The 19,818-nt window shown below is 70.5% G+C and carries 20 protein-coding genes; 7 read left to right on the forward strand and 13 right to left on the reverse strand.

Annotation, left to right across the window (positions count from 1 at the left end; translation table 11 throughout):
* Window positions 1–168: 168 nt before the first annotated feature.
* Window positions 169–1,287, forward strand: coding sequence for an alanine dehydrogenase (ald, locus tag ACSC1Q_RS03435; protein WP_436757140.1), 1,119 nt, complete (start codon window positions 169–171; stop codon window positions 1,285–1,287).
* Between the two features lie 69 nt (window positions 1,288–1,356).
* On the opposite strand, the gene ACSC1Q_RS03440 is transcribed toward ald, so the two are convergent.
* Window positions 1,357–2,100: a thioredoxin-like domain-containing protein gene (locus tag ACSC1Q_RS03440; RefSeq protein WP_436757141.1), complete on the reverse strand. Its 744-nt coding sequence runs from the start codon at window positions 2,098–2,100 to the stop codon at window positions 1,357–1,359.
* A 164-nt stretch (window positions 2,101–2,264) separates the two neighbouring features.
* On the opposite strand from ACSC1Q_RS03440, the gene ACSC1Q_RS03445 reads away from it, so the two are divergent.
* The gene (locus tag ACSC1Q_RS03445; protein ID WP_436757142.1) at window positions 2,265–2,876 is read left to right on the forward strand and encodes a DUF305 domain-containing protein; all 612 of its coding nucleotides are present in this window, start codon (window positions 2,265–2,267) and stop codon (window positions 2,874–2,876) included.
* A 74-nt stretch (window positions 2,877–2,950) separates the two neighbouring features.
* A complete protein-coding gene (locus ACSC1Q_RS03450; RefSeq protein WP_329092600.1) occupies window positions 2,951–3,250 on the forward strand; it encodes a DUF3467 domain-containing protein in 300 nt (99 codons plus the stop codon).
* An 82-nt stretch (window positions 3,251–3,332) separates the two neighbouring features.
* Here ACSC1Q_RS03450 and trpS read toward each other — a convergent pair whose 3' ends face one another.
* From trpS to ACSC1Q_RS03480, 6 genes are all read right to left on the reverse strand, one after another.
* Window positions 3,333–4,298 carry a tryptophan--tRNA ligase gene (gene trpS / locus ACSC1Q_RS03455; RefSeq protein WP_436757143.1) on the reverse strand — a complete coding sequence of 322 codons (966 nt, stop codon included), beginning with the start codon at window positions 4,296–4,298 and terminating at the stop codon, window positions 3,333–3,335.
* A 173-nt stretch (window positions 4,299–4,471) separates the two neighbouring features.
* Window positions 4,472–5,536 (reverse strand): threonine aldolase family protein, encoded by a 1,065-nt coding sequence (locus ACSC1Q_RS03460; protein ID WP_436757144.1) that lies wholly within the window; start codon window positions 5,534–5,536, stop codon window positions 4,472–4,474.
* On the reverse strand, window positions 5,533–6,198 hold the full coding sequence (locus ACSC1Q_RS03465) for an SDR family NAD(P)-dependent oxidoreductase (protein WP_436757145.1): 666 nt from the start codon (window positions 6,196–6,198) through the stop codon (window positions 5,533–5,535). The genes ACSC1Q_RS03460 and ACSC1Q_RS03465 overlap by 4 nt, the downstream gene beginning before the upstream one ends.
* Complete coding sequence (locus tag ACSC1Q_RS03470; protein WP_436757146.1) at window positions 6,195–8,315, reverse strand: DUF6421 family protein; 2,121 nt, start codon at window positions 8,313–8,315, stop codon at window positions 6,195–6,197. The genes ACSC1Q_RS03465 and ACSC1Q_RS03470 overlap by 4 nt, the downstream gene beginning before the upstream one ends.
* Window positions 8,316–8,432: 117 nt before the next feature.
* Complete coding sequence (locus tag ACSC1Q_RS03475; protein ID WP_436757147.1) at window positions 8,433–8,621, reverse strand: hypothetical protein; 189 nt, start codon at window positions 8,619–8,621, stop codon at window positions 8,433–8,435.
* Between the two features lie 334 nt (window positions 8,622–8,955).
* Window positions 8,956–9,606, reverse strand: coding sequence for a carbonic anhydrase family protein (locus ACSC1Q_RS03480; protein WP_436757148.1), 651 nt, complete (start codon window positions 9,604–9,606; stop codon window positions 8,956–8,958).
* A gap of 504 nt (window positions 9,607–10,110) precedes the next feature.
* Here ACSC1Q_RS03480 and ACSC1Q_RS03485 point away from each other — a divergent pair.
* On the forward strand, window positions 10,111–10,737 hold the full coding sequence (locus ACSC1Q_RS03485) for a hypothetical protein (RefSeq protein ID WP_436757149.1): 627 nt from the start codon (window positions 10,111–10,113) through the stop codon (window positions 10,735–10,737).
* A gap of 184 nt (window positions 10,738–10,921) precedes the next feature.
* Here the strand turns inward: ACSC1Q_RS03485 and ACSC1Q_RS03490 are convergent, their stop codons facing one another.
* Entirely contained in the window at window positions 10,922–11,725 is an 804-nt protein-coding gene (locus tag ACSC1Q_RS03490; RefSeq protein ID WP_436757150.1) for an SDR family NAD(P)-dependent oxidoreductase, read from the reverse strand.
* A 55-nt stretch (window positions 11,726–11,780) separates the two neighbouring features.
* On the opposite strand from ACSC1Q_RS03490, the gene ACSC1Q_RS03495 reads away from it, so the two are divergent.
* The gene (locus ACSC1Q_RS03495) at window positions 11,781–12,377 is read left to right on the forward strand and encodes a TetR/AcrR family transcriptional regulator (RefSeq protein ID WP_436757151.1); all 597 of its coding nucleotides are present in this window, start codon (window positions 11,781–11,783) and stop codon (window positions 12,375–12,377) included.
* Between the two features lie 59 nt (window positions 12,378–12,436).
* Here the strand turns inward: ACSC1Q_RS03495 and ACSC1Q_RS03500 are convergent, their stop codons facing one another.
* On the reverse strand, window positions 12,437–12,802 hold the full coding sequence (locus tag ACSC1Q_RS03500) for a YybH family protein (protein ID WP_436757152.1): 366 nt from the start codon (window positions 12,800–12,802) through the stop codon (window positions 12,437–12,439).
* A 102-nt stretch (window positions 12,803–12,904) separates the two neighbouring features.
* Between ACSC1Q_RS03500 and ACSC1Q_RS03505 the strand changes: the two genes are divergently transcribed.
* Window positions 12,905–13,801, forward strand: coding sequence for a LysR family transcriptional regulator (locus ACSC1Q_RS03505; RefSeq protein WP_436757153.1), 897 nt, complete (start codon window positions 12,905–12,907; stop codon window positions 13,799–13,801).
* 348 nt (window positions 13,802–14,149) lie between these two features.
* The gene (locus ACSC1Q_RS03510) at window positions 14,150–14,854 is read left to right on the forward strand and encodes a hypothetical protein (RefSeq protein ID WP_436757154.1); all 705 of its coding nucleotides are present in this window, start codon (window positions 14,150–14,152) and stop codon (window positions 14,852–14,854) included.
* Here the strand turns inward: ACSC1Q_RS03510 and ACSC1Q_RS03515 are convergent.
* From ACSC1Q_RS03515 to ACSC1Q_RS03530, 4 genes are all read right to left on the reverse strand, one after another.
* The gene (locus ACSC1Q_RS03515; protein ID WP_436757155.1) at window positions 14,794–15,456 is read right to left on the reverse strand and encodes a response regulator; all 663 of its coding nucleotides are present in this window, start codon (window positions 15,454–15,456) and stop codon (window positions 14,794–14,796) included. The two genes, ACSC1Q_RS03510 and ACSC1Q_RS03515, sit on opposite strands and share 61 nt — an antisense overlap.
* 186 nt (window positions 15,457–15,642) lie before the next feature.
* Window positions 15,643–17,223, reverse strand: a complete 1,581-nt coding sequence (locus ACSC1Q_RS03520; protein WP_436757156.1) for a serine/threonine protein kinase — start codon at window positions 17,221–17,223, stop codon at window positions 15,643–15,645.
* On the reverse strand, window positions 17,223–18,812 hold the full coding sequence (locus tag ACSC1Q_RS03525) for a hypothetical protein (RefSeq protein ID WP_436757157.1): 1,590 nt from the start codon (window positions 18,810–18,812) through the stop codon (window positions 17,223–17,225). Before ACSC1Q_RS03525 ends, ACSC1Q_RS03520 begins: the two co-directional genes overlap by 1 nt.
* A gap of 342 nt (window positions 18,813–19,154) precedes the next feature.
* A complete protein-coding gene (locus tag ACSC1Q_RS03530) occupies window positions 19,155–19,811 on the reverse strand; it encodes an adenosylcobinamide amidohydrolase (RefSeq protein WP_436757243.1) in 657 nt (218 codons plus the stop codon).
* Window positions 19,812–19,818 lie beyond the last annotated feature (7 nt).

The raw sequence follows: 19,818 nt of genomic DNA on the forward strand, positions 1-19,818 counted from the left end.
GGAGCCGGTAACCCCGCACGTCACGACGGCCACCCGGAGACCGAACGTCGACGACCGCTGACGGAATGTCATCAGCCCTGACCCCATTCCTGCCGCCTTGCGCGTGACTGCTCCCTTTCGGGGAACGCACAGTGAAGAAGAGGACACGCGCCCACCCTTGGAGGAGCCGTGAAGATCTCCGTTCCCCGTGAGGTCAAGAACCACGAATATCGCGTGGCGCTGACCCCGGCCGGGGCCCACGAGTTCGTCCGGCACGGTCATCAGGTCTTCGTCGAGAAAGACGCCGGGGCGGGGTCCTCCATTCCCGACGCCGACTTCCAGAGCGCCGGCGCGACCATCCTCGGCTCCGCCGACGACGTGTGGGCCGCGGGCGAGCTGGTCCTGAAGGTCAAGGAGCCGGTCCCCGAGGAGTACCACCGGATGCGCGAGGGCCAGGTGCTCTTCACCTACCTGCACCTGGCCGCCTCCCCCACGTGCACCCGCGCCCTGCTCGACGCCGGGGTCACCGGCATCGCCTACGAGACCGTGCAGAACGCGAACGGCTTCCTGCCCCTGCTCGCCCCCATGTCGGAGGTGGCCGGGCGGCTCGCCCCCCAGGTGGGGGCGTACCACCTGATGCGCCAGGGCGGCGGGCGCGGGGTGCTGATGGGCGGGGTGTCGGGCGTGCACGCGGCCAGCGTGGTCGTGATCGGCGCCGGGGTCTCCGGCATGAACGCCGCGGTCATCGCGCTGGGCATGCAGGCGGAGGTGCTGCTGCTCGACCGCGACATCGACAGGCTCCGCCAGGCGGACGTGATCTACAAGGGACACTGCAAGACCATCGCCTCCACCACGTACGAGATCGAGCGGGCGGTGCTGAACGCGGACCTGGTCATCGGCGCGGTGCTGATACCGGGAGCGAGGGCTCCCAAACTCGTCGACAACGCGCTGGTCTCGCGGATGAGACCGGGGTCGGTCCTGGTGGACATCTCCATCGACCAGGGCGGCTGCTTCGAGGACTCCCGGCCCACCACCCACGCCGAACCGACGTACCGGGTGCACGACTCGGTGTTCTACTGCGTGGCCAACATGCCGGGCGCGGTACCGCACACCTCGACGTACGCGCTGACCAACGTGACCGTCCCCTATGCGCTCTCGATCGCCCACCTGGGCTGGCGGGAGGCGCTGCGGAGCGACCCGGCGCTGGCGCTGGGCCTGAACACGCACGAGGGGCACCTGACCAACCGGCCCGTGGCCGAGGCTCACGGGCTGGAGGCGGTGCCCCTGGAACGGATCCTGCGGGTCTAGCGGGCCCGTCCGCCGGGACGCCTCGTCAGGACGGCGTCACCGGCGTCACCGGCGTCGGGTACCTGCCGGTCAGGGCGCCGGGGTGGCGCTGGGAGCCGGGGCGTCGGTGGCGGGAGCGTCCGTGGCCGGGGCGTCGCTGGGAGCCGCGGACGCGTCCGGGGCGGCCGACGGGTCCTGGCTGGGCGCGGTCGCCGGGATGGGCGCCTCGGCGGTGGTGGTGCCCACGCCGCCGCTGCAGGACGCGCCGAGCTCGGGGGTGCCCGGCCCGTTCTTGTACTTGGTGATGAACCTGGGCAGGCGCCCGTCGTTCGCGCTGTCCAGCTTGAGCTGGTTGTTCCAGGAGCTGGCCACGACCTTGGCGGGCAGGCCCGGGTACGGGCTCAGGAGCATGTACTCCTTGGAGGCCAGTTCCCTCAGCGTGTCCACCTCCGCCTTGGGCAGGTCCGGCTGGTAGGTGATCCACACGGCGCCGTGCTCCATGGCGTGGACGGCGTTCTCGTTGTTGATCGGCTGATCGTAGATGCCGCAGTTCTGCCAGGCCGGGTTGTGCTCACCGCCCATGGGCGGGTTCTCCTTGTACGTCACCTTCGTCTGGGTGTGCTGGCTACCCGTGTACTTCGTGGTGGCGACGTTGTCCAATGAGGTCGCGGCCCGCTCGGTGACCAGGTAGTAGGCGACGACCGCGACGAGCAGGACGACGACGGCACCTCCGGCACCCCACATCAGGAACGCGGCCCTGCGCTCCTTGCGCTTCTGCTCCTCACGCATACGGGTGAGGTGCTCACGCCTCGCCTGCGCCTTTTCCTTGGTCATCAACCCTCCAGCCGGCAAACAACTTCGGGTCACCCTATGCCCTACCGGCGTATGTGGAGAATAAGGGGATGACAACGGCTGATACAGCGACGAATCTCGACAGTGGGTACTCTGGGCAGGTAATGAAAACCCCCGGTGAAGATGGCGCGAGGTCCAGGCGTGGCGTGGCGGTCGGCGTGCTGGTCGGCTGCCTGGTCGCGGCGGTCGCGTTGCTGCTGGTGGTGGGGAGGACGGCCACCCCGACCGACGCCTCGGCCGAGGCGGGCTTCGCCCGCGACATGTCCGTCCATCATGCCCAGGCCGTCGAGATGGCCTTCATCGCCAGGGACGGGAGCGAGGACGACGCGCTCCGGCGGCTGGCCTACGACATCATCGTCACGCAGACGGCCCAGCGCGGCATGTTCACGGGCTGGTTGCAGCAGTGGGGTCTCAACCAGTCGAGCGAGCGTCCCACCATGGCGTGGATGGCCGGTCACGGCGGCGGTCACGCTGTAACACCGGACGCGCCCGCCGCGATGCCCGGTATGGCAACCGAGGACGAGCTCAAAAGGCTCCGCGAGGCCACAGGCAAGGACCAGGAGATCCTCTTCCTCCAGCTCATGATCCGCCATCACGAGGGCGGCGTGCAGATGGGCAGAGGGCTGCTGAAACTGTCCGACCGCGAAGAGGTGGCCACCATGGCACAGCACATCGTCGACGGTCAGACGGGCGAGATCGAGTTGATGACCGACATGTTGCGGCAGCGCGGCGCCCAGCGGCTGCCTTCCATCCTTTAATAGCGTCGGCGCGTCCCTGTGTGGCCGGTTCCCGGCCAGGGCAGCATGGAGCCAACCTGGCCGGAGGAAAGAGAATGGTGAACGACGAGCCGGAGAACCGCCTGGAGGTGAGCATCTCCGCCGAGGTGGAAATGGGGCAGTACGCCAACTTCGCCTCTGTATGGCACACCCAGGATGGTTTTGTCCTTGATTTCGCGGTGATCACCAGGCCGCCCCAGCTGGCCAACGACCCCTCCTCGGGGCAGCACTTCGTGAGCGTGCCGACCCGGATCGTCAGCCGGATCCGCATTCCCCCGAGCCAGGTGTTCGAGCTGATGAAGGCCCTCGAACAGCAGCTGACCGCGTACGAGCACGAGACGGGTCACAAGAACTGAGACCCGGCGCGGGCACCCCCCACGCCGGGTTCTCACAACAGACCTCCCTCCGCCTTCGCGGAAAAGCCCTCGCGACAGGGCCTCACGCCAGGCCGATGGCCTCCCGCGCCTCGGCCAGCAGCCCGCCGACGCGCTCGGCCGCCAGCGCCGCCCCGCCCTCCAGGACCCGCGACAGCTCGGCCTGGTCGGCCGACAACTCGGCGTAACGTTCCTGGACGGGCCGCAGCGTCTCCGCCACCGCCTCGGCCGTGTCCCGTTTGAGCGCGCCGTACGACCCGTAGGAGAGCGACTCGACCGGCCGGTCCGAGCAGGCCGCGAGAACCGTGAGCAGGTTGGAGACGCCGGGCTTGCCCTCGGGGTCGTAGGCGACCTCGGTGCCGGAGTCGGTCACCGCGCGCATGACCTTGCGCCCGAGATCGGCGGGCGGGTCGAGCAGATAGATCGTCCCGGCGGACGAGCCGTCCGACTTGCCCATCTTCGAGGTGGGCGCGCTCAGGTCCATCACCCTGGCGGCGACCCTCGGGCGCACGGCCTCGGGCACGGTGAACACCTCGCCGTACAGCCGGTTGAACCGCAGGGCCAGGTCCCTGGTCAGCTCCACGTGCTGGCGCTGGTCCTCCCCCACGGGCACGGCGTCCGCCCGGTGCAGCAGGATGTCGGCGGCCATCAGCGCGGGGTAGGTGAGCAGCGAGAGCCGCACCTCCTCCTGCCGGGCCGATTTCTCCCTGAACTGGATCATGCGCCGCATCTCGCCGAAGTGGGCCGTGCTCTCCAGCAGGTAGGCCAGCTCTGTGTGCGCGGGCACCCGAGACTGTACGTAGACGAGAGAGCGGTCCAGGCCGCAGGCGAGCAGCAGGGTCGCGGCCTCGCGGGTGCGGGCGCGCAGCCGTTCCGGGTCGTGCCTGATCGTCAGGGCGTGCAGGTCCGCGACGGCGTGGACGCAGTCGGCCTCGTCCTGGAGCCGTACGGCGGGCATGATCGCGCCGAGGAGGTTGCCGAGCGTGAGACGGCCGGTCGGTTTGAAGGCGGAGAAGACGCGCTTCGTCATGGTCACTCCTGGTGAGAAGAGGACCGCCGCCCGCCGGTCGTACCGGGACGTCCCCGGAACACTCCGGAGAAACGAAAACGACCGCCGGTGAACGGCGGCCGTTTGGTGCGCAGTCGGGACTGGCTAGCGGATCCGCCTCTCGGCGGCCCGCCACAGACCCAGACCGTGCTTGCTCATGCCGGTGAGTGTAACTCCCGCGCCACCGCGGCGGCAAAGGCGTCCACGTCGGCCTCGGTGGTGTCGAACGCGGTCATCCAGCGGACCTCACCGGTCGCCTCGTTCCAGGTGTAGAACCGGAAGCGCTTCTGCAGGCGCTCGGTCACGTCCCCGGGCAGGATCGCGAAGACCGCGTTGGCCTGCACCGGGCGCGGGATCTCCACCCCGGGCACGTCCCGCACGGCGTCGGCGAGCCGCCGGGCCATCGCGTTGGCGTTGCGGGCGTTGCGCAGCCACAGGTCGCCCGCGAGCAGCGCCTCGAACTGCACCGAGACGAACCGCATCTTGGAGGCGAGCTGCATGGCGCTCTTGCGCAGGTAGCGCAGGCCGCGCACGGCGCCGGGGTTGAGCACCACGACGGCCTCGCCGAACATCAGTCCGGCCTTCGTACCGCCGAAGGACAGCACGTCCACGCCCACGTCGGTGGTGAACGCGCGCAGCGGCACGTCCAGCGCGGCGGCGGCGTTGGTCGCGCGGGCGCCGTCGAGGTGGACGACCATGCCGAGCTCGTGGGCGTGATCGCAGATCGCCCCGATCTCCTCCGGCGTGTAGAGCGTGCCCAGCTCGGTGGTCTGGGTGATCGACACGACCTTGGGCTGTGCCCGGTGCTCGTCGCCGAAGCCCCACGCCTGCCTGTCGATCAGCTCGGGCGTGAGCTTGCCGTCGGGGGTGGCGACCGGCAGCAGCTTGAGCCCGGCCGACCGCTCGGGGGCGCCGCCCTCGTCGGTGTGGATGTGCGCCGACTCCGCGCAGACCACCGCCTCCCAGTGGGCGGTCATCGAGCGGAGCGCGACCACGTTGGCGCCGGTGCCGTTGAACATCGGCCACGCCTGCGCGGCGGGGCCGAAGTGCCGCTTGAAGACCTCCTGGAGCGCTTCGGTGTAGACGTCGTCGCCGTACGAGGTCTGGTGGCCCCCGTTGGCGAGCGCGATCGCCTGGAGGATCTCCGGGTGGACCCCGGCGTAGTTGTCGCTGGCGAAGCCCTTCGTCAGCGGGTCGTGCCTGCGGATGGCGTCCGTCACGCGGTCCTCCCCTCCTCCTTCTTGTCGGTGGTGAGGTCGATCCGGGTGCCGTTGGCGTCGGTCCTCCACAGGTCGTCGATCGCCTCGGCGAGGTCGTCGACGTCGGTGAAGCCGGGGAACGTCCGCTCGGGGCTCGCCGCGCGCATGTCCTCGTGCACGAGCGCCTTCACGACCAGGATGTTCGCGGTGGAGGCGGTGCCCTCCAGGGCGTCGGCGAAGGCGAGGGTCCACGCCTCCGAGGCGGCCTTGGCCGTGCCGTACGCCGCGTTGCCCTGGGTGGGACGCTCGGCCGCCTTCGCGGAGACGATGGCGAACCGGCCGCGCTCGCTCGCCTTGAGCAGCGGCTCGAAGGCGAGCGTGACGTGCTGGAGGGTACGGACCAGCAGGTCGTGCAGGAGCGCCCAGTCGTCCAGCGACGTCTCGGCGAAGGTCTTGGACCCGCGCCAGCCGCCGACCAGGTGGACGATCCCGTCCACCCTGCCGTGCTCGGCCCGCACGTCCTCCGCGAGCCTCGCGACGGCGTCGGTGTCGAGCAGGTCGACCGCGAGGCACCCCTCGGCGCCGCTCCTGTCGACACCGATCACCGTGTGGCCCTCGCCGGTGAACCTGCGGACGACGGCCCGGCCCGCGGGCCCGCCCGCGCCGGTGACAAGGATGATCATGCTCGGATGCCCTTCGTGGAGTCGACGACATCGCCGAGCTTACGGCGCAGGGCCTCGTAGAACATGCTCAGGGGGAACTCGTCGGGCAGCACCGCGTCCACCACCGCCTTGAGGCTGTTGCCGGCCGGGGGGCGGCCCCCGGACCCCCGAGGATCCTCCACGGGCAGGGCGCCGACCCCGTGGGCCCAGACCGAGGCGGGGTTCGGCTGGACGTAGGCGGCGACGAGCTGGTGGGCGGCGAGCCAGTGGGCGAGCTTGGAGCGGTCGATGCCGTCCCGGTAGAGCTTCTCGACCTCGCCCCGCAGGTCCGCGACCCCCCCGGCGAGCCGCTCCCAGTCGACGCTCAGCCGGTTGTCGGTCCACCGGACGACGTCGTTGCGGTGCAGGTACGAGAAGAGCAGCTGCCCGCCCAGGCCGTCGTAGTTGCGGACCCGGTCACCGGTGATCGGGAAGCGGAACAGCCGGTCGAACAGGATCGCCAGCTGGACGTAACGGGCGTGCGATACACCCTCCCTCTCCAGCTTCACGGCCTCCCCGAACGCGGTCAGGTCGCAGCGGAGCTCCTCCAGGGAGTAGAGCCAGTACGGCATGCGCTGCTTGATCATGAACGGGTCGAACGGCAGGTCGCCGTGGCTGTGGGTACGGTCGTGGATCAGGTCCCAGAGCACGAAGGTGTCCTGGGCCAGCTCCTGCGACGCGATCAGCCTGGCCGCGTCCGGCGGCAGCGCGAGCTTCAGCGTGGCCGCGGCGGCCCCGCTCACCGCCCGGAACCTCGCGGCCTCCCGGTCGGCGAAGATCCCGCCCCAGGTGAAGCGGGCCGGGGTCTCGCGGACCGCGACGGTCTCGGGGAAGAGCACCGCGGAGTTGGTGTCGTAGCCGGAGGTGAAGTCCTCGAAGGCGATCGGCACGAACATCGGGTTGTCGTAGCCGTTCCGCTCCAGCTCGGCCAGCCACCCGGGCCAGATCGTCCGGATCCACACGGCCTCGATGTGGCGGAAGGTGGTGCCGTTCTGGGTGTACATCGGGAAGACGACCAGGTGCTCCAGCCCGTCCACCCGCTGGGTGTCGGGGTGGAAGGCGTCGAGCGCGTCGAGGAAGTCGGGGACGCCCAGTCCCTGATCGGCCCACTTGCGGAGGTCGGCGACGACGGCGGCCAGGTAGGCGGCGTCGTGCGGGAAGCGCGGCGCGAGCCGCTCGACGTGCCCGGCGATCGCGGAGACCAGCTCGGCGGCCCGCGGTTTGTCGCTCTCCTCCGGGACCGAGCCGTCCTTGACCTGCAGCGGCTTGAGCGCCTCGACTGCGTCCTTGAGCTTTTGGAACTCGGCGCGGCCCTCGGACTCCCCCGTGATCCTGACGGCCGGGGCCGGGACGCGGGCGGCCCAGGTGACGAGGTTGCCCCAGAGCACGGCGTGGTCGTAGTCGGCGATCGAGTCGTCACCGAACAGGTCGGAGTCGGCGACCACCACGACGCGGCCCTCGCCGTGCCGTACGGCCACCGCCAGCGGGCGGTTCGCGGGGGTCGCGGTGGGCGAGGTGGCGAACAGGACGGCCGCGTGATCGGGGGCGGTGAGCACACCCGACCGGTAGAAACAGGCCCGCCGGGCCCCGGCGAGCAGGTCCTGCCCGTTCTGCGGGGTGTTTTGAGGGGTGCCCAGGACCCAGGAGGCCACGCCGTTGTGGGCGCTCCCGGGGTCCCGGACGAGGGTGTGCTCGACGCCCACGCCGAAGCGCGCGAGCAGCTCGCCGAGGTTGCTGCCGTACTTCTCCTGCTCGTACTCGGCCAGCACGACCAGCCCGCCGCCGTCGCGGACGTACTCCTCGATCGCGTCGAGCTCCTCGACGGGGAGGACCGGGCTGCCCAGCCCGGTGGTGTGCTCCCAGCGGTCACCGGAGGGGTGCGCGATCACCAGCACGTCCCTCGCGCTCAGCAGCCCCGGGGTGAGCGGCCCCTCGACGTGCGCGTCCACGGAGTGCCCCAGCCCGCGCAACAGCCCGGCCGCGCGGGCGTAGCTGCTGTCGTCGGGATGCCCGGGATTCATCGTCTCGGCCACCTCCCGCCGGATGGTCCACGACTCGCTGTGTGCCTCGTCGAACAGTACGCGTGGGAAAGCTGACACGATAAATCCTCCTTCAGATGAGAGTGGTTAACGGAAAATATACACAACCTATGCCCGTTTTGACGCATCCCTTATGGGTCGAGGAGGTTAAAAGATCGAGACCCCGCGGGCGGGGAGTCAGGTGGAGGGCTGGGCGAGCCGGCGCGGGTCGATACCGATCTCGGGTGTCCGGAGTACGGTACGGACGAGCGGGCCGCGCACGACGATGTCCCCGGGCAGGCAGTCCTCCGGCGCGGCCCGGAACCCGTCCTCCGGCAGCCGTGCCGACACCCACTTCGCCCGTTCCGGGTCGGCCTGGGCGTGCATGATGAAAAACGTCGTACTTCTCCGCCGCCGGTTCGCTCACGTGCCCCACGAACTTGATGTCGGCGCATTCCTCCGTTTACGGATGGTTGACCACTCACCGCGACTCCCGGCCATGGAAACACTTCGCGTCATAGCCTGATCGCATGGATATCGCGGACTTGGCGATCGCCGCGATCGGTGCCGTGGCGGGCAGCGCGGGCGCCCGCTTCGCCGGGATTCCCGTATCAAAGAAATCCCCCCGAACGCGTGAAACGACCGCGCCGGCCGAGGCGTACCCCGGTCGGCGCGGTCGTCACACGGTCACGGAACCGGGTGAGCCCGGAACCGCGCGGTGTCAGTGGTACGAGTAGAAGTTGGGCTCCACGGCGTTCTCCTGGAGTTCCCGGTGGTTGCCCTCCGGGCCCCACAGGGACCTGTAGGACTGGATGTTGTTCTGGTGCGCCTTCGCGTGCTGGTTGAAGACGACCCAGTTGACCGGCTGGAAGTAGGAGCCGGTCTCGTCCGGCGTCGTGAGGGAGCCGGTGTAGCGGTAGGTGGCGTGGCTCTCGGGCAGCAGGGCCTTGAGGTCGACGCCGTGGACGCTCTTGGACTCGCCGAGAGCGGGGGGCGACTTGATCAGGCGGTCGTGCTGCGACAGGCCCTGGAAGGCCTTGGCGTCGACGAGGACCGAGAAGACCACGTAGCCCTTCGGCCCGGTCGCCCGCTCGTGGACGAAGTGGGCCTCAAGCGGGGCGAAGGGCTGGCCGGCGAACTTGTGCTCGGCGTGGCCGTGGAAGTGCACGTTGTTCAGGTTGTAGCGCTGGCCGCCGTAGGTGATGTACGGCTGGGAACCGCCGGTGCCGATGACGAACCTGACGTCGTCGTGCTCGCTCGCCTCCTCCAGCGGAGGCTTGTCCTGGAACAGGAGCGTCCCGTCGACACTGTGCGGATAGTGGATGGCGAGCGCGGACCCGGTGCCCGGGCACGCCGCCGAACGGTCGATCACGACGGGAGTCTGGACCGCGCTGTCCGTGCCGGTGCCGTGGCACGGCTTGACCTGAGCCTGTACGGGAGCGGAAAAGGAAATGAACGGAAGGGAAACAACAGCAGCCACCGCAATGGGGGCGAGACGGTACCGCACCAGGTGCCTTTCGTACGAGGGGAGCCAGATACGCCGCATACGGAGTGCCAAAGAGGGCTATGTCCGTATTAAGAGCGACATAAGGGCATTGGTGAGGTTAGTCGAAAAAAGTAAATCTGCACCCTGTTTTTTCGCGTCCAAAACGACCATAAGTAAACAGCCGATTACTTGACGTCGAGACACCGGGGCGCCGCACCCCGCGAGAACGCGACGCGGTGGACGGATCGGCTCGGCACCGCCCGCCGAACGAACCCCAGGCCCCCATGGCCCTATCGCGGAGGCCACCCGCTTCACAGAACGTGTCGAAGCAACCGCAAAGGGTACAAAGAGGGCGAAAGGCGACGCCGTAACCGTCATCCAGGGGGGAAGATGTCTGTACGGATTGCCCGATCCGTTGCCGTCCCGGCAGCGGCACTGCTGGCCGTGACACTGATCGGCGGCTGCGGTGGCGACAGGCCGACCGCGGTGAGACCCGAGGCCGTCGTGGCCACGACAGCGCCACCCGCGGCCGTCCCGCCCGCCGCGGGCGCCCCGCCCGGGGCCGATCTCTCGATGGACGCCGAGGAGTACACCGCGGAGGAGTGCCCGGTCGGCGCCAACAGCAAGAGGTTCGCCAAGACCCGCTTCGCGCTGCACGCGGGTCTCGCACTGGGGGCCTTCTACCGCTACATCTACAAACCGCTGCAGAGCGGCGGGTTCAAGGCCGGAGCGGAGAAGCGGAAGCGGACCTTCGCGAAGGCCGCCGTGGCCGGCCTCTTCACCCTTCACGAGCTGAAGGTCGCCAGGCGCTTCGCCCTGGCCAACCCGACGATGTGCAAGGGCGTCAAGGTGGTCGCCGACAGCTTCAGCAACCTGACCGACAAGCTGAAGAGCGGCACCGCCACCGAGGCCGACCTTCAGGCCAGCAAGAGCTCCTTCGACAGCCTGCGGCAGAACGCCGTGAAGAACGGCTACGACTTCAAGGAGCGGGGCGTCACCGTCCCCGGCGCGGGCTGAGCGCACGTCCGGCCGGCGGACGACGGGTGCCGGCAGGCCCGGGAACGCGGGGCCTGCCGGGACCGCCCGGCCGGCACACCGCCGGGCGAAGGGCCCGCCGCGACCACCCGCCCGTCCAGCACACTGCCGATCATCCGGTGACGATCGGCGGGGGACGGTCGGCCGAAGGCGACCACCCGGAGAATCACCCTGAGAACGGCGCCACCATCGCACGCACGGCCTTCTCGAACCTCAGCGCCTGCTCGCGGTCGGCGGCGAACGCGATGGGCCTGCCCTTGCGGTAGGCGGTGAGCGGCCCGGCCGGGGGCCGGTCGACGAGCGCGGCGATCGGCGGCACGGCTCTCGCCACCGGCTGGGCGAACAGCGCCGACATCACCCGTACGAGACCGCGTACCGGCTGCCGGAAGGGTTCGAACAGGCCGGTCGCCACGAACAGCGGGTTGTAGAGGACGTAGCGCGTCCGCCCGCCGTTGTAGGTCGAGGCCAGCAGCTCCCCGCCCCTGGCGCCCTGCATGGTCGCCCTGAAGGGCCGATAGCCCCTGGTCAGCTGCGGGTCGTCCCAGTGGATCCCTCCCGCGCGGACGCCCCCGACGCCGCACAGGTTGATGATCACGGGCGCCGGAGCCCTCTCCAGGGAGTCGCGCAGCCCCTCGGCCATCAGCCAGCGGTTGATCACGTACAGGGCGAAGGTGTGCTCGAACCCCTCCTCGGTCTCGATCCTCGCCGGGTTGTACCTGAAGGCGCCGAGCACCAGCGCGTCGATCACCGGGTGGTCGGCGCGGAGCCGCTCGATCAGGGCGTGGGTCTGCCGGATGGAGCCGAGGTCGGCCCGGACGAAGCGCGCCGAGGGCACGTCCTCCCGCAGGCGCTCGCCGCCCGCCTCACCGCTGCCCACGGCGATGACCAGATCGCCCCGCCCGGCGTGGTGCCGGGCGAGGGCCTTGCCGATGCCGCTCGTGCCGCCGGTGATCACGATGGTCCGCCGCATAAGTTGAGATCCTCCTCAAGTTGAGATATTCCTCAACTTAAGCGAGGATTCCCGTATGCGCAAGGACGCCCTCCACAACCGCGAGCGCCTCCTCCTGGCGGCCAGGCGGCTCTTCGCCGACCGGGGGCTCGACGTGCCGCTCGAAGAGATCGCCCGCACGGCGGGAGTGAGCGTCGGGACGCTGTACAACCGCTTCCCGACCCGCGCCGAGCTGGTGGCGGCGGTGTTCGAGGACCGGGTGGCGACGGTCGCCGGCCTGGCCGCGGACGCGCTCGCGACGGACGACGCCTGGGAGGGGTTCGTCGCGTTCGTCACCGGCGTGTGCGAGTTGCAGGCCACCGACCTCGGCTACAACGACCTCGCCGTACGCGGCGCCACGGCCGGCACCGACACGGGGTACGCGCTGATGCGCCGGATCGTCGAGCGCGCCCAGGAGTCGGGCGACCTGCGGGACGACGTCACGCTCGACGACATGGCGTTCGTGATCTGGGGGGTCGCGGCGACCGTACGCGCGACGTTCCGCGTCGCTCCCGGCGTCTGGCGGCGGCACCTCGCCCTCACCCTCGACGGCCTGCGTGCCACCGCGGCCCGCCCCCTGCCCGTCCCGCCCATGTCGCCGTCGCAGACGCGTGCCGCGATGGGCGAGTGCTGAGGGCATCACAGACGGCGAGCGGACGGCGAGCGGACGGCGAGCGGACGGCGGACAGGCTCTCAGGGCTCCCGGGTGACGGGCACGAATTCGGGCTGGTCGAGCAGGCGCAGCCAGCTTCCGTCGGGCTGGCGGCGGACGACCTGGGCGCGGGCGCCGGCGCCGTCCCGGGGCGGGGTAGACGTGAGGGCGATGTCGCCGCTGACCAGGGTCGGCAGCGGGTCCTCGTACTCGAAGCGGGGGCGGTTGGACAGCACCTTCTCCCACAGCACGCGGATCGCCTCCCGGCCCACCGTCCGGTCGCCCGGCGGGTAGGCCAGCACCGCGTCCTCCTCGTAGAGCGCGGCGACTCCCGCCGCGTCGCCGGCGTTGGACCGCTCGACGAACAGACGGGTGATCTCTTCGGGGCGCATGGCCTTCTCGTACATGGTGTTCCTTCCACGGCTGGTTTCCGGGGTCCCTTCCAGGGTGGCGCCGGGCCGGTCCAGAAGTCCAACAGCTTGTTCTGATGGGAACTAGAATCCGCAGTCATGGAATTACGGCAGCTGGAATACTTCGTCGCGGTCGCCGAGGAGCGCAACTTCACCCGGGCGGCCGAGCGGGTGCACATCAGCCAGTCCGGCGTCAGCGCCCAGATCCGGCAGCTGGAACGTGAGCTCGGCGCCGAGTTGTTCGACCGGTCGGCGCGGGCCGCCACCCTCACCGTCGCGGGCAAGGCCGCGCTCGAACACGCCCGTGCCACGCTCGCCGCCGCCGCGGCGGTCGGCCGGGCGGTGGGCGAGGTCACCGGCCTGGTCCGGGGCCGGCTCGCCGTCGGCATGGTCGTCGGCTGCACCGTCACACCGCTGTTCGACGCCCTCGCCGCGTTCCACCGGGCGCATCCCGGGGTGGAGATCTCGCTGCTTGAGGACAACTCCGACCGGCTCGTGGAAGGCGTCCGCGCCGACACGATCGACCTGGCCCTCGTCGGGACGGCGACCGCCACCCCGGACGGGCTGGACGCGATGACGATCGTCAGTGAACGGCTCGTCGCGGCGGTACCGGCCGGGCACCCCCTGGCGGACCTGCGGCGGATCACACTGCGCGAGCTGGACGCGTACCCGATCGTGTGCATGCCACCCGGGACCGGCCTGCGCACGACGTTCGACCAGGCCTGCGCGGCGCGGGGACTCCGGCCGGTGATCGCGCTCCAGGCCGGCGCCGCGGACGCCATCGCCGCCCTCGCCGTCCGGGGGCTCGGCGTCGCCATCCTCAGCGAGTCGATGGCCGCGCACTACCGCGACCGGCTCACCGCCCGCGTCATCGACGACGTCGAGGCGCCCACCAGGCTGGCGTTGACCTGGAGGAACACGCACGGTCCCGCGGTACGCGAGTTCCTCGTCCACGGCCGGCGGGCGTTCGCCACCTCGGATCCCGCCGCCCGCTGACGGCGGCTATCGTGTCACCGTTCCCTGGACGGGTGGCGTGACCTGGACAGGAGACGCCGCTCGGCGGCCACCTCGCCCTCGCTTCGGCCGGTCCAGGCCGAGGACCTGTTCACCTGTTCACCTGTTCACCTGTTCGCCTGTTCACCTGCTCGCCGAGGCACCCGTCTCACCCCCTTTCACCGAGGCGCCCGTCTCACCCCTCGACCGGCTCGTGGCGAGCATCTCTTACCCCACGAGGAGGATCCCGGGTCAGCCCCGCGACGGACGACCCGGCGGAGCGCCGCCGCCTACCTTCCTGGCTAACGGACCGCCACGGCCCCCGGCCGACAGACACAGGCAGGGAGAACCATGTTCAAGGACTCCGCCGACTTCCGGCGTATCGCCTCCGGCACGTTGCTCGTCGTCGCCCCGCTGCTCCAGCTCGTCGCCGTCGTCATCGACCCCGGCACCTGGGGTGACGAGCGCGAGATGGTCGGCTTCGGCGTCAACCCGGCGCTGGCCCAGACACAGTCGGTGCTCTACCACTGGTCCTACCTGCTGGCGGCCCTGTCGGTCTTCGGCCTGCTGCACGTGATGCGCCGCCGCGCCGTGGTCTTCGGGCACCTCGCGGGCGCCCTGACCGTCCTCGGCTACGTCAACCTGTCGGCCCTGCTGATGATCGACCCGGTGGAGTGGTGGCTCGGACGGCACAACACCCCCGCGGAGGGCGAGAGGATCCTCGGCGAGATGCTGGACCTGCCCGGCGTCGTGTTCGGCTTCCAGATGCCGTGGCTGTTCTTCGCGATCTTCGGCCTGCCGGTCCTGCTGATCGGGGTCTGGCGGGCCGGGTTCGTGCACTGGGCGGTGCCGCTCGTCGCCGTGCTCTCCTCCATCGGCTCGATGGTGACCGAGTACGGGCCCGTGACGGTGCCGTTCTGGGCCGCGACGACGGCCGCGCTCGGCTGGGTCGGGGTGAAGACGCTCCGGATGAGCCGCGAGGAGTGGATCTCGTACTATCCGACGGCCGCTCCCGGCCGGACCACGCCCGACTCGTACGCGAACACCACCGCCTGAGCCCGGTCGCGCAGGTGGAGCTTCATCAGCACCCGGGCCACGTGGGTCTTGACCGTGGCCTCCCCCACGAAGAGCTCCCCCGCGATCTCGGCGTTGGTCAGGCCGCGAGCCAGGGAGCGCAGCACCTCCAGCTCGCGCGGGGTGAGCTCGGCCAGCCGCGGCGGGGGCGCGGGGTCGTGGCGTCCGGCGAAGGAGGCGATGACGCGGGTGGTGACGGCCGGGTCGAGCAGGGCGTCCCCGGCGACGACCACCCGGATGGCGTCCACGAGCTGCTCGGGTGGCGAGACCTTGAGCAGGAACCCGCTGGTCCCGGCGCGGAGCGCCGCGTAGAGGTTCTCGTCGGTGTCGAAGGTCGTCAGCATCACGACCTTCGGCGGGTCCGGCTGACTCAGCAGCTGCCTGGCGGCGGTGAGGCCGTCCATGCGCGGCATCGAGATGTCCATCAGCACGATGTCGGGCTTGGTGCGACGGGCCACGGCGAGGGCCTCGATCCCGTCGGGGGCCTCACCGACCACCTCCAGCCCGGACTCGCTCTCCACCACGAGCTTCAGCCCGGCACGCACCATCGCCTGGTCGTCGGCGATCACGACGCGGATGTTCACTTCTCCTCCTGTCAGGCGGCTGGACACCTCGTTCCGGGGGTCGGGCGATCAACGGCCCGCACGCGCGGAGGACCGAAGAAGGGGAAGGAGAACCGCCATTCGGGGAGACTAAAGCCTGGTGACCGTCTTGCCCATAGGACAAAACGCCCGGACAAGCCGCTCACAAGTGGGACACAAGTCAACGGGTCAGGACGCCGGGAACGAAACACTCCGGACGAACCGGTTGGCGACCGTGTCGTCACACTTGCCGGAGGCGCAGAAGTAGATCAGGAGGGCGGGCTCGTCCTGCCGCTCGACGACCCAGCCGGTGAACTCCAGCTGGCCGCCGCGCTGCGGGTCGGCGATCGTCCCCTGCAGGCGCGAGGCGTTTCGCCCGCCCACGCTCACCTGGACGACCTGGGAGAAGACGCTCACCGTCCCGGGAAGCGAGGACTGCAGGGTCTCCTGCAGCTGCTTGGCGCCGCCGAGCGGGTCGAGGGTGTCGAGCGTCTGCGCGTAGAAGCCGGTGGCGTCCTGCGGGGCGTCCTTGATGATCTCGTTCGCCGAGGCCCAGTCGGCGGTGACGGGCGTGGCGAACAGCGCGCGGAACTGCTCCACCTTCGGCGAGGCCGCCACGAACACGTCGGCGTGCGGCTCCAGGGTCCAGGCCCCGGGGTACTGGAAGGCGACGGGCACCGCGGCCGAGCCCTCGTACGCCGCCCAGGTGTCGTCGCCGCGCAGGAACGTCGCGAGCACCGCCACCAGCGCGACGATCGCCGTGATCGCCACGGCCGCGCCGATGAGGATGCCCTTCGCGGACGCGGGCTTCTTCTTCGGCGCCTTCCGCCTGCCGGACGCCTCGGTCGTCTCGGACGGCACCGGTGCCCTCGGCGCCGTCGACGACGGGTGGGAGTGGCCGAGCTGGTACGGCTGGCCGGCCCCGCTGATCGCGTCGCGCAGCTCGGCGATGAACTGGCCGCAGGTGTCGTAGCGCTGCTCGGGCGACTTGGCCAGGGCGCGCATCATCACGCCGTCGACCTCAAGCGGCAGCTCGGGCCGGAGCGTGGTGAGCGGCGTGGGGGTCTCGGCGAGATGCGCCCAGAGCAGGGCGATCTCGTTGTCGCGCTGGAAGGGCAGCCGCCCGGACAGCGCCTCGTAGACCACGCAGGCCAGGCCGTACTGGTCGCAGCGGCCGTCGATGTGCTCCTTGTTGATCTGCTCGGGCGACATGTAGCGGGGGGTGCCGATGAACTGGTTGGTCTGGGTCAGCCCGGAGATCGAGGTGCGGTGCTTGGTGATGCCGAAGTCGGTGAGATAGGCGTGGTCGCCCTCGGTGTGGCCGGCGATCAGGATGTTGGCGGGCTTGACGTCACGGTGGACCAGGTCGTGGGCGTGCGCGGTGTCGAGCGCGGCGGCCACCTGGGCGAAGATCCGGCTGACCTGGCTGACCGGCATCAGGCCCCGGTCGTAGAAGAGCTTGCGCAGGTCGGGGCCGTCGACGTAACGCATCGCGATGTAGAGGGTGCCGTCGTCGGCGCTGTCGGCCTCGTAGATCGGGATGATGTTGGGGTGGTCGATGCTCGCGACCGTGCGCGACTCCAGCACGAAGCGCTGGCGGAACCGGTCGTCCTCGCCGAGGAGCGGATTGAGGATCTTCAGTGCCACCCGGCGGTTGAGCCTGGGGTCGATCGCGAGGTAGACGACGGCCATGCCGCCCTTGCCGATGATGTCCTCGATCTGGTAGCCGGCCACTTCCCGGCCGATCAGCGCCCTGTCGTTCACGGACATCACGTCTTGGTCGGCTGGCCGCAGTAGCCGCAGAAGCTGTGGGCGGGTCCCAGCCGCATCCCGCAGCCCGTGCAGTATTTCTGCGCCACCGTGTCGCCGGGTTTCGTCCCCGATCCCGTCGCGGGACCCGGCCCCGTGCCGGCCCCCGGGGCCGTGTTGTGGCCGGGGGACGTGTTGTGACCCGGGTCGCGTGCCACCAGCACCGGCTGGCCGGGCGTGGAGGAGATCTTGGGCAGCGCCGGGAAGGAGCGGCCGACCACGACCGTGGAGTCGGCCTGCTCGTCGAAGGCCGGTCGCGGCTGTGTCCGCCCCGGCGCCGGTATCGGTATCGGCGGCGAGATCGGGAACGGGGGCCGGGTGTCCGCGGCCGGGCCCGGCTCCGGCTCGGGGTCGGGCTCGGGGTCCTGCGACCCGCGACGCCAGAGCAGGATCGCGGTGGTCAGCACGGCCAGCACCAGCAGGGCGCCGCCGACGAGGAACGGCCACAGGGGCGTGCCCCGGGGCTGGTCGGTGGAGGCGGCCGCCCTCTTGGTGGCCTCGTCCTCGGCGGTGCCGCGCTTGGCCTGCGACGTCTTCAGGTGCGCGGCCGCCACGGTGTGGCCCGGGTAGAGCTCCAGCACGCGCTGGAAGGCGGGGACGGCGTCACCGTAGTAGTGGGTGTGGAAGCGGGTCAGCGCCTGCTCGAAGGCGGCGTCGATCGGGCCTCTGGCGGGCGCGACGTCCGCCTCGGCGAGGGCCTTGGTGACCTCGCGGATGCCGAGCATCCTGGCGTCCTCGCCGCCGCCGATCAGCAGGCCGACGACCTCGCCCTTCTTGTCCTCGATCACCGGGCCGCCGAGCAGGCCCCTGTCGACCAGGGCGCCCAGCTTCTCGGGCTCGTTCGCCTTGTTCTCCGGGTCCTTGAACTGCCTGCCGCCCTCTCCGGCGCCGCCCGCCCGCAGGTGGGCGATGTCGACGGTCTCCGGCAGGTTCGTGGCGGGCCGCCCGGTGAACCCCGCGACCGCCACCGGCGAGCCCTCCTTGGCGGGCACCGCGGCGGCGAGCGGGGCGGTGGGCAGGCCCGCGCTCCCGTCGGCGCGGCCGACGGGCCTCAGCACCGCGGGGCTGTCGGGCCTGTCACCGGTGCGGACGACCTCGGCCTTGAACCCCTCCTTGTCGGCGGGGGCGATGTTGGGGAAGACCGTGATCTCGGTGGTGACGTCGATGATGCAGGTGGCGGTAGGCTGCTTGGGCGGGTAACACTCCTGCAGGTGGTGGTTGAGCTGGTCGTCCTTGAGCGTGTGCCGCTCGAAGTCCTCGGGGATCTTCACCTTGTGGTGCGCGGCGAAGATCTTGTTGGCGGCGTAGATCCGGACGTCGCGGTCGGTCTTGACCACCCGGGTGAGGGTGACCATGCCGCCGTCGGGGTTGACCACGGTGCCGGTGCCGCTGCCGATCGGCACCTCGTAGGAACGCTCCACGTGCACCAGCTCGCCGATGTGGTCGAGCAGCGTGATGTCGACCTTCGCCGTCGCCTCGACCCTGACCACCGCGGGGGTCACCAGGTCGGTGATTCCGCTGGGGTGCTCGTGAGCCAGTGCGGGAGCCATCCCGGCGATCGCCAAGGAGAGCCCACATAAAACCGCCAGCGCCGAACCGAACCGCCGCATCGCCACTCCCTACAGGGGATAGGACCAGGGTCGCAAACGGGGGTGAATAAGTGAACCGTCCAGGCCCGAGGGCTTGACTTTCTTTCCCGCCATCACCCGTGAAAGGTCACGAGCAGGGCATCGCCACCCCGTCCCGACCATCCCGTCTTGCGCCTATCGTCACGCCCACGCCCCGTCGCGGACAGTTACGCAAAGTCTAATCCTGCCCGGCCCTCCGGCGCGACAACGTATACCGCACGGAGATCGGCTCACCCGAGGAAACCCGTCACCTCGGCTGAGAGATCAGGTGGTCGGCGCATCACGGTTCGCCCATCGGTGGGCGCCCTGGAGGACGGCGGTGTGGACGGCACGGGCGACGCGGGCACCCCAGGTCGAGCGGGGCCCGCCGAAGAGCTCCTCGGGACCTTCCGGGGTACGGTCGGGGGCGGCCACGCAGACGGCGTCGGAGGCGGTGCCTGTGCAGGGGAAACCGGCCTCCAGCAGCGCCTGGGTCTTCGCCTCGGTCACCGTCATGACCGCGTTGACCAAAGCGGCGTCGCTCATGGCGACCGGTACGGCGACCGCGATGTTGACCGTTCCCGGCAGGAACACGGGGGCCAGCTCGGGGTCGGCGGCGCCCTCCGGGGCGGCGGCCCAGGTGGGGACGCGCAGGCCGACGGTCGCCACGGCCTCCGCTCCCCCGTCGCGGGCCCGGGTGAAGTGGCCGACCGAGGCCGCGGTGAGCATGCCGACCCCGGGTCCCGGCGGGGCCAGCTCCAGGAGGTGGTCCACCGGGTCCATCCGCGAGTATCCGGCGACCACCTGCGCGTTGAGCATCCAGGCGGCCGGGCCGATGCCTCCGCCGACCATGGCCGAGGAGATCGCCCGCCAGCCGGGCCCGAACTCCCACAGCAGCGAGGCCAGCCGGGCGCCGTCCTCCTCGCGGTGGCTCAGTCTCAGCGCGGCT

Origin of the sequence: Streptosporangium heterodermiicola, assembly GCF_051390675.1 — a bacterium.
Lineage (GTDB): Bacteria > Actinomycetota > Actinomycetes > Streptosporangiales > Streptosporangiaceae > Streptosporangium.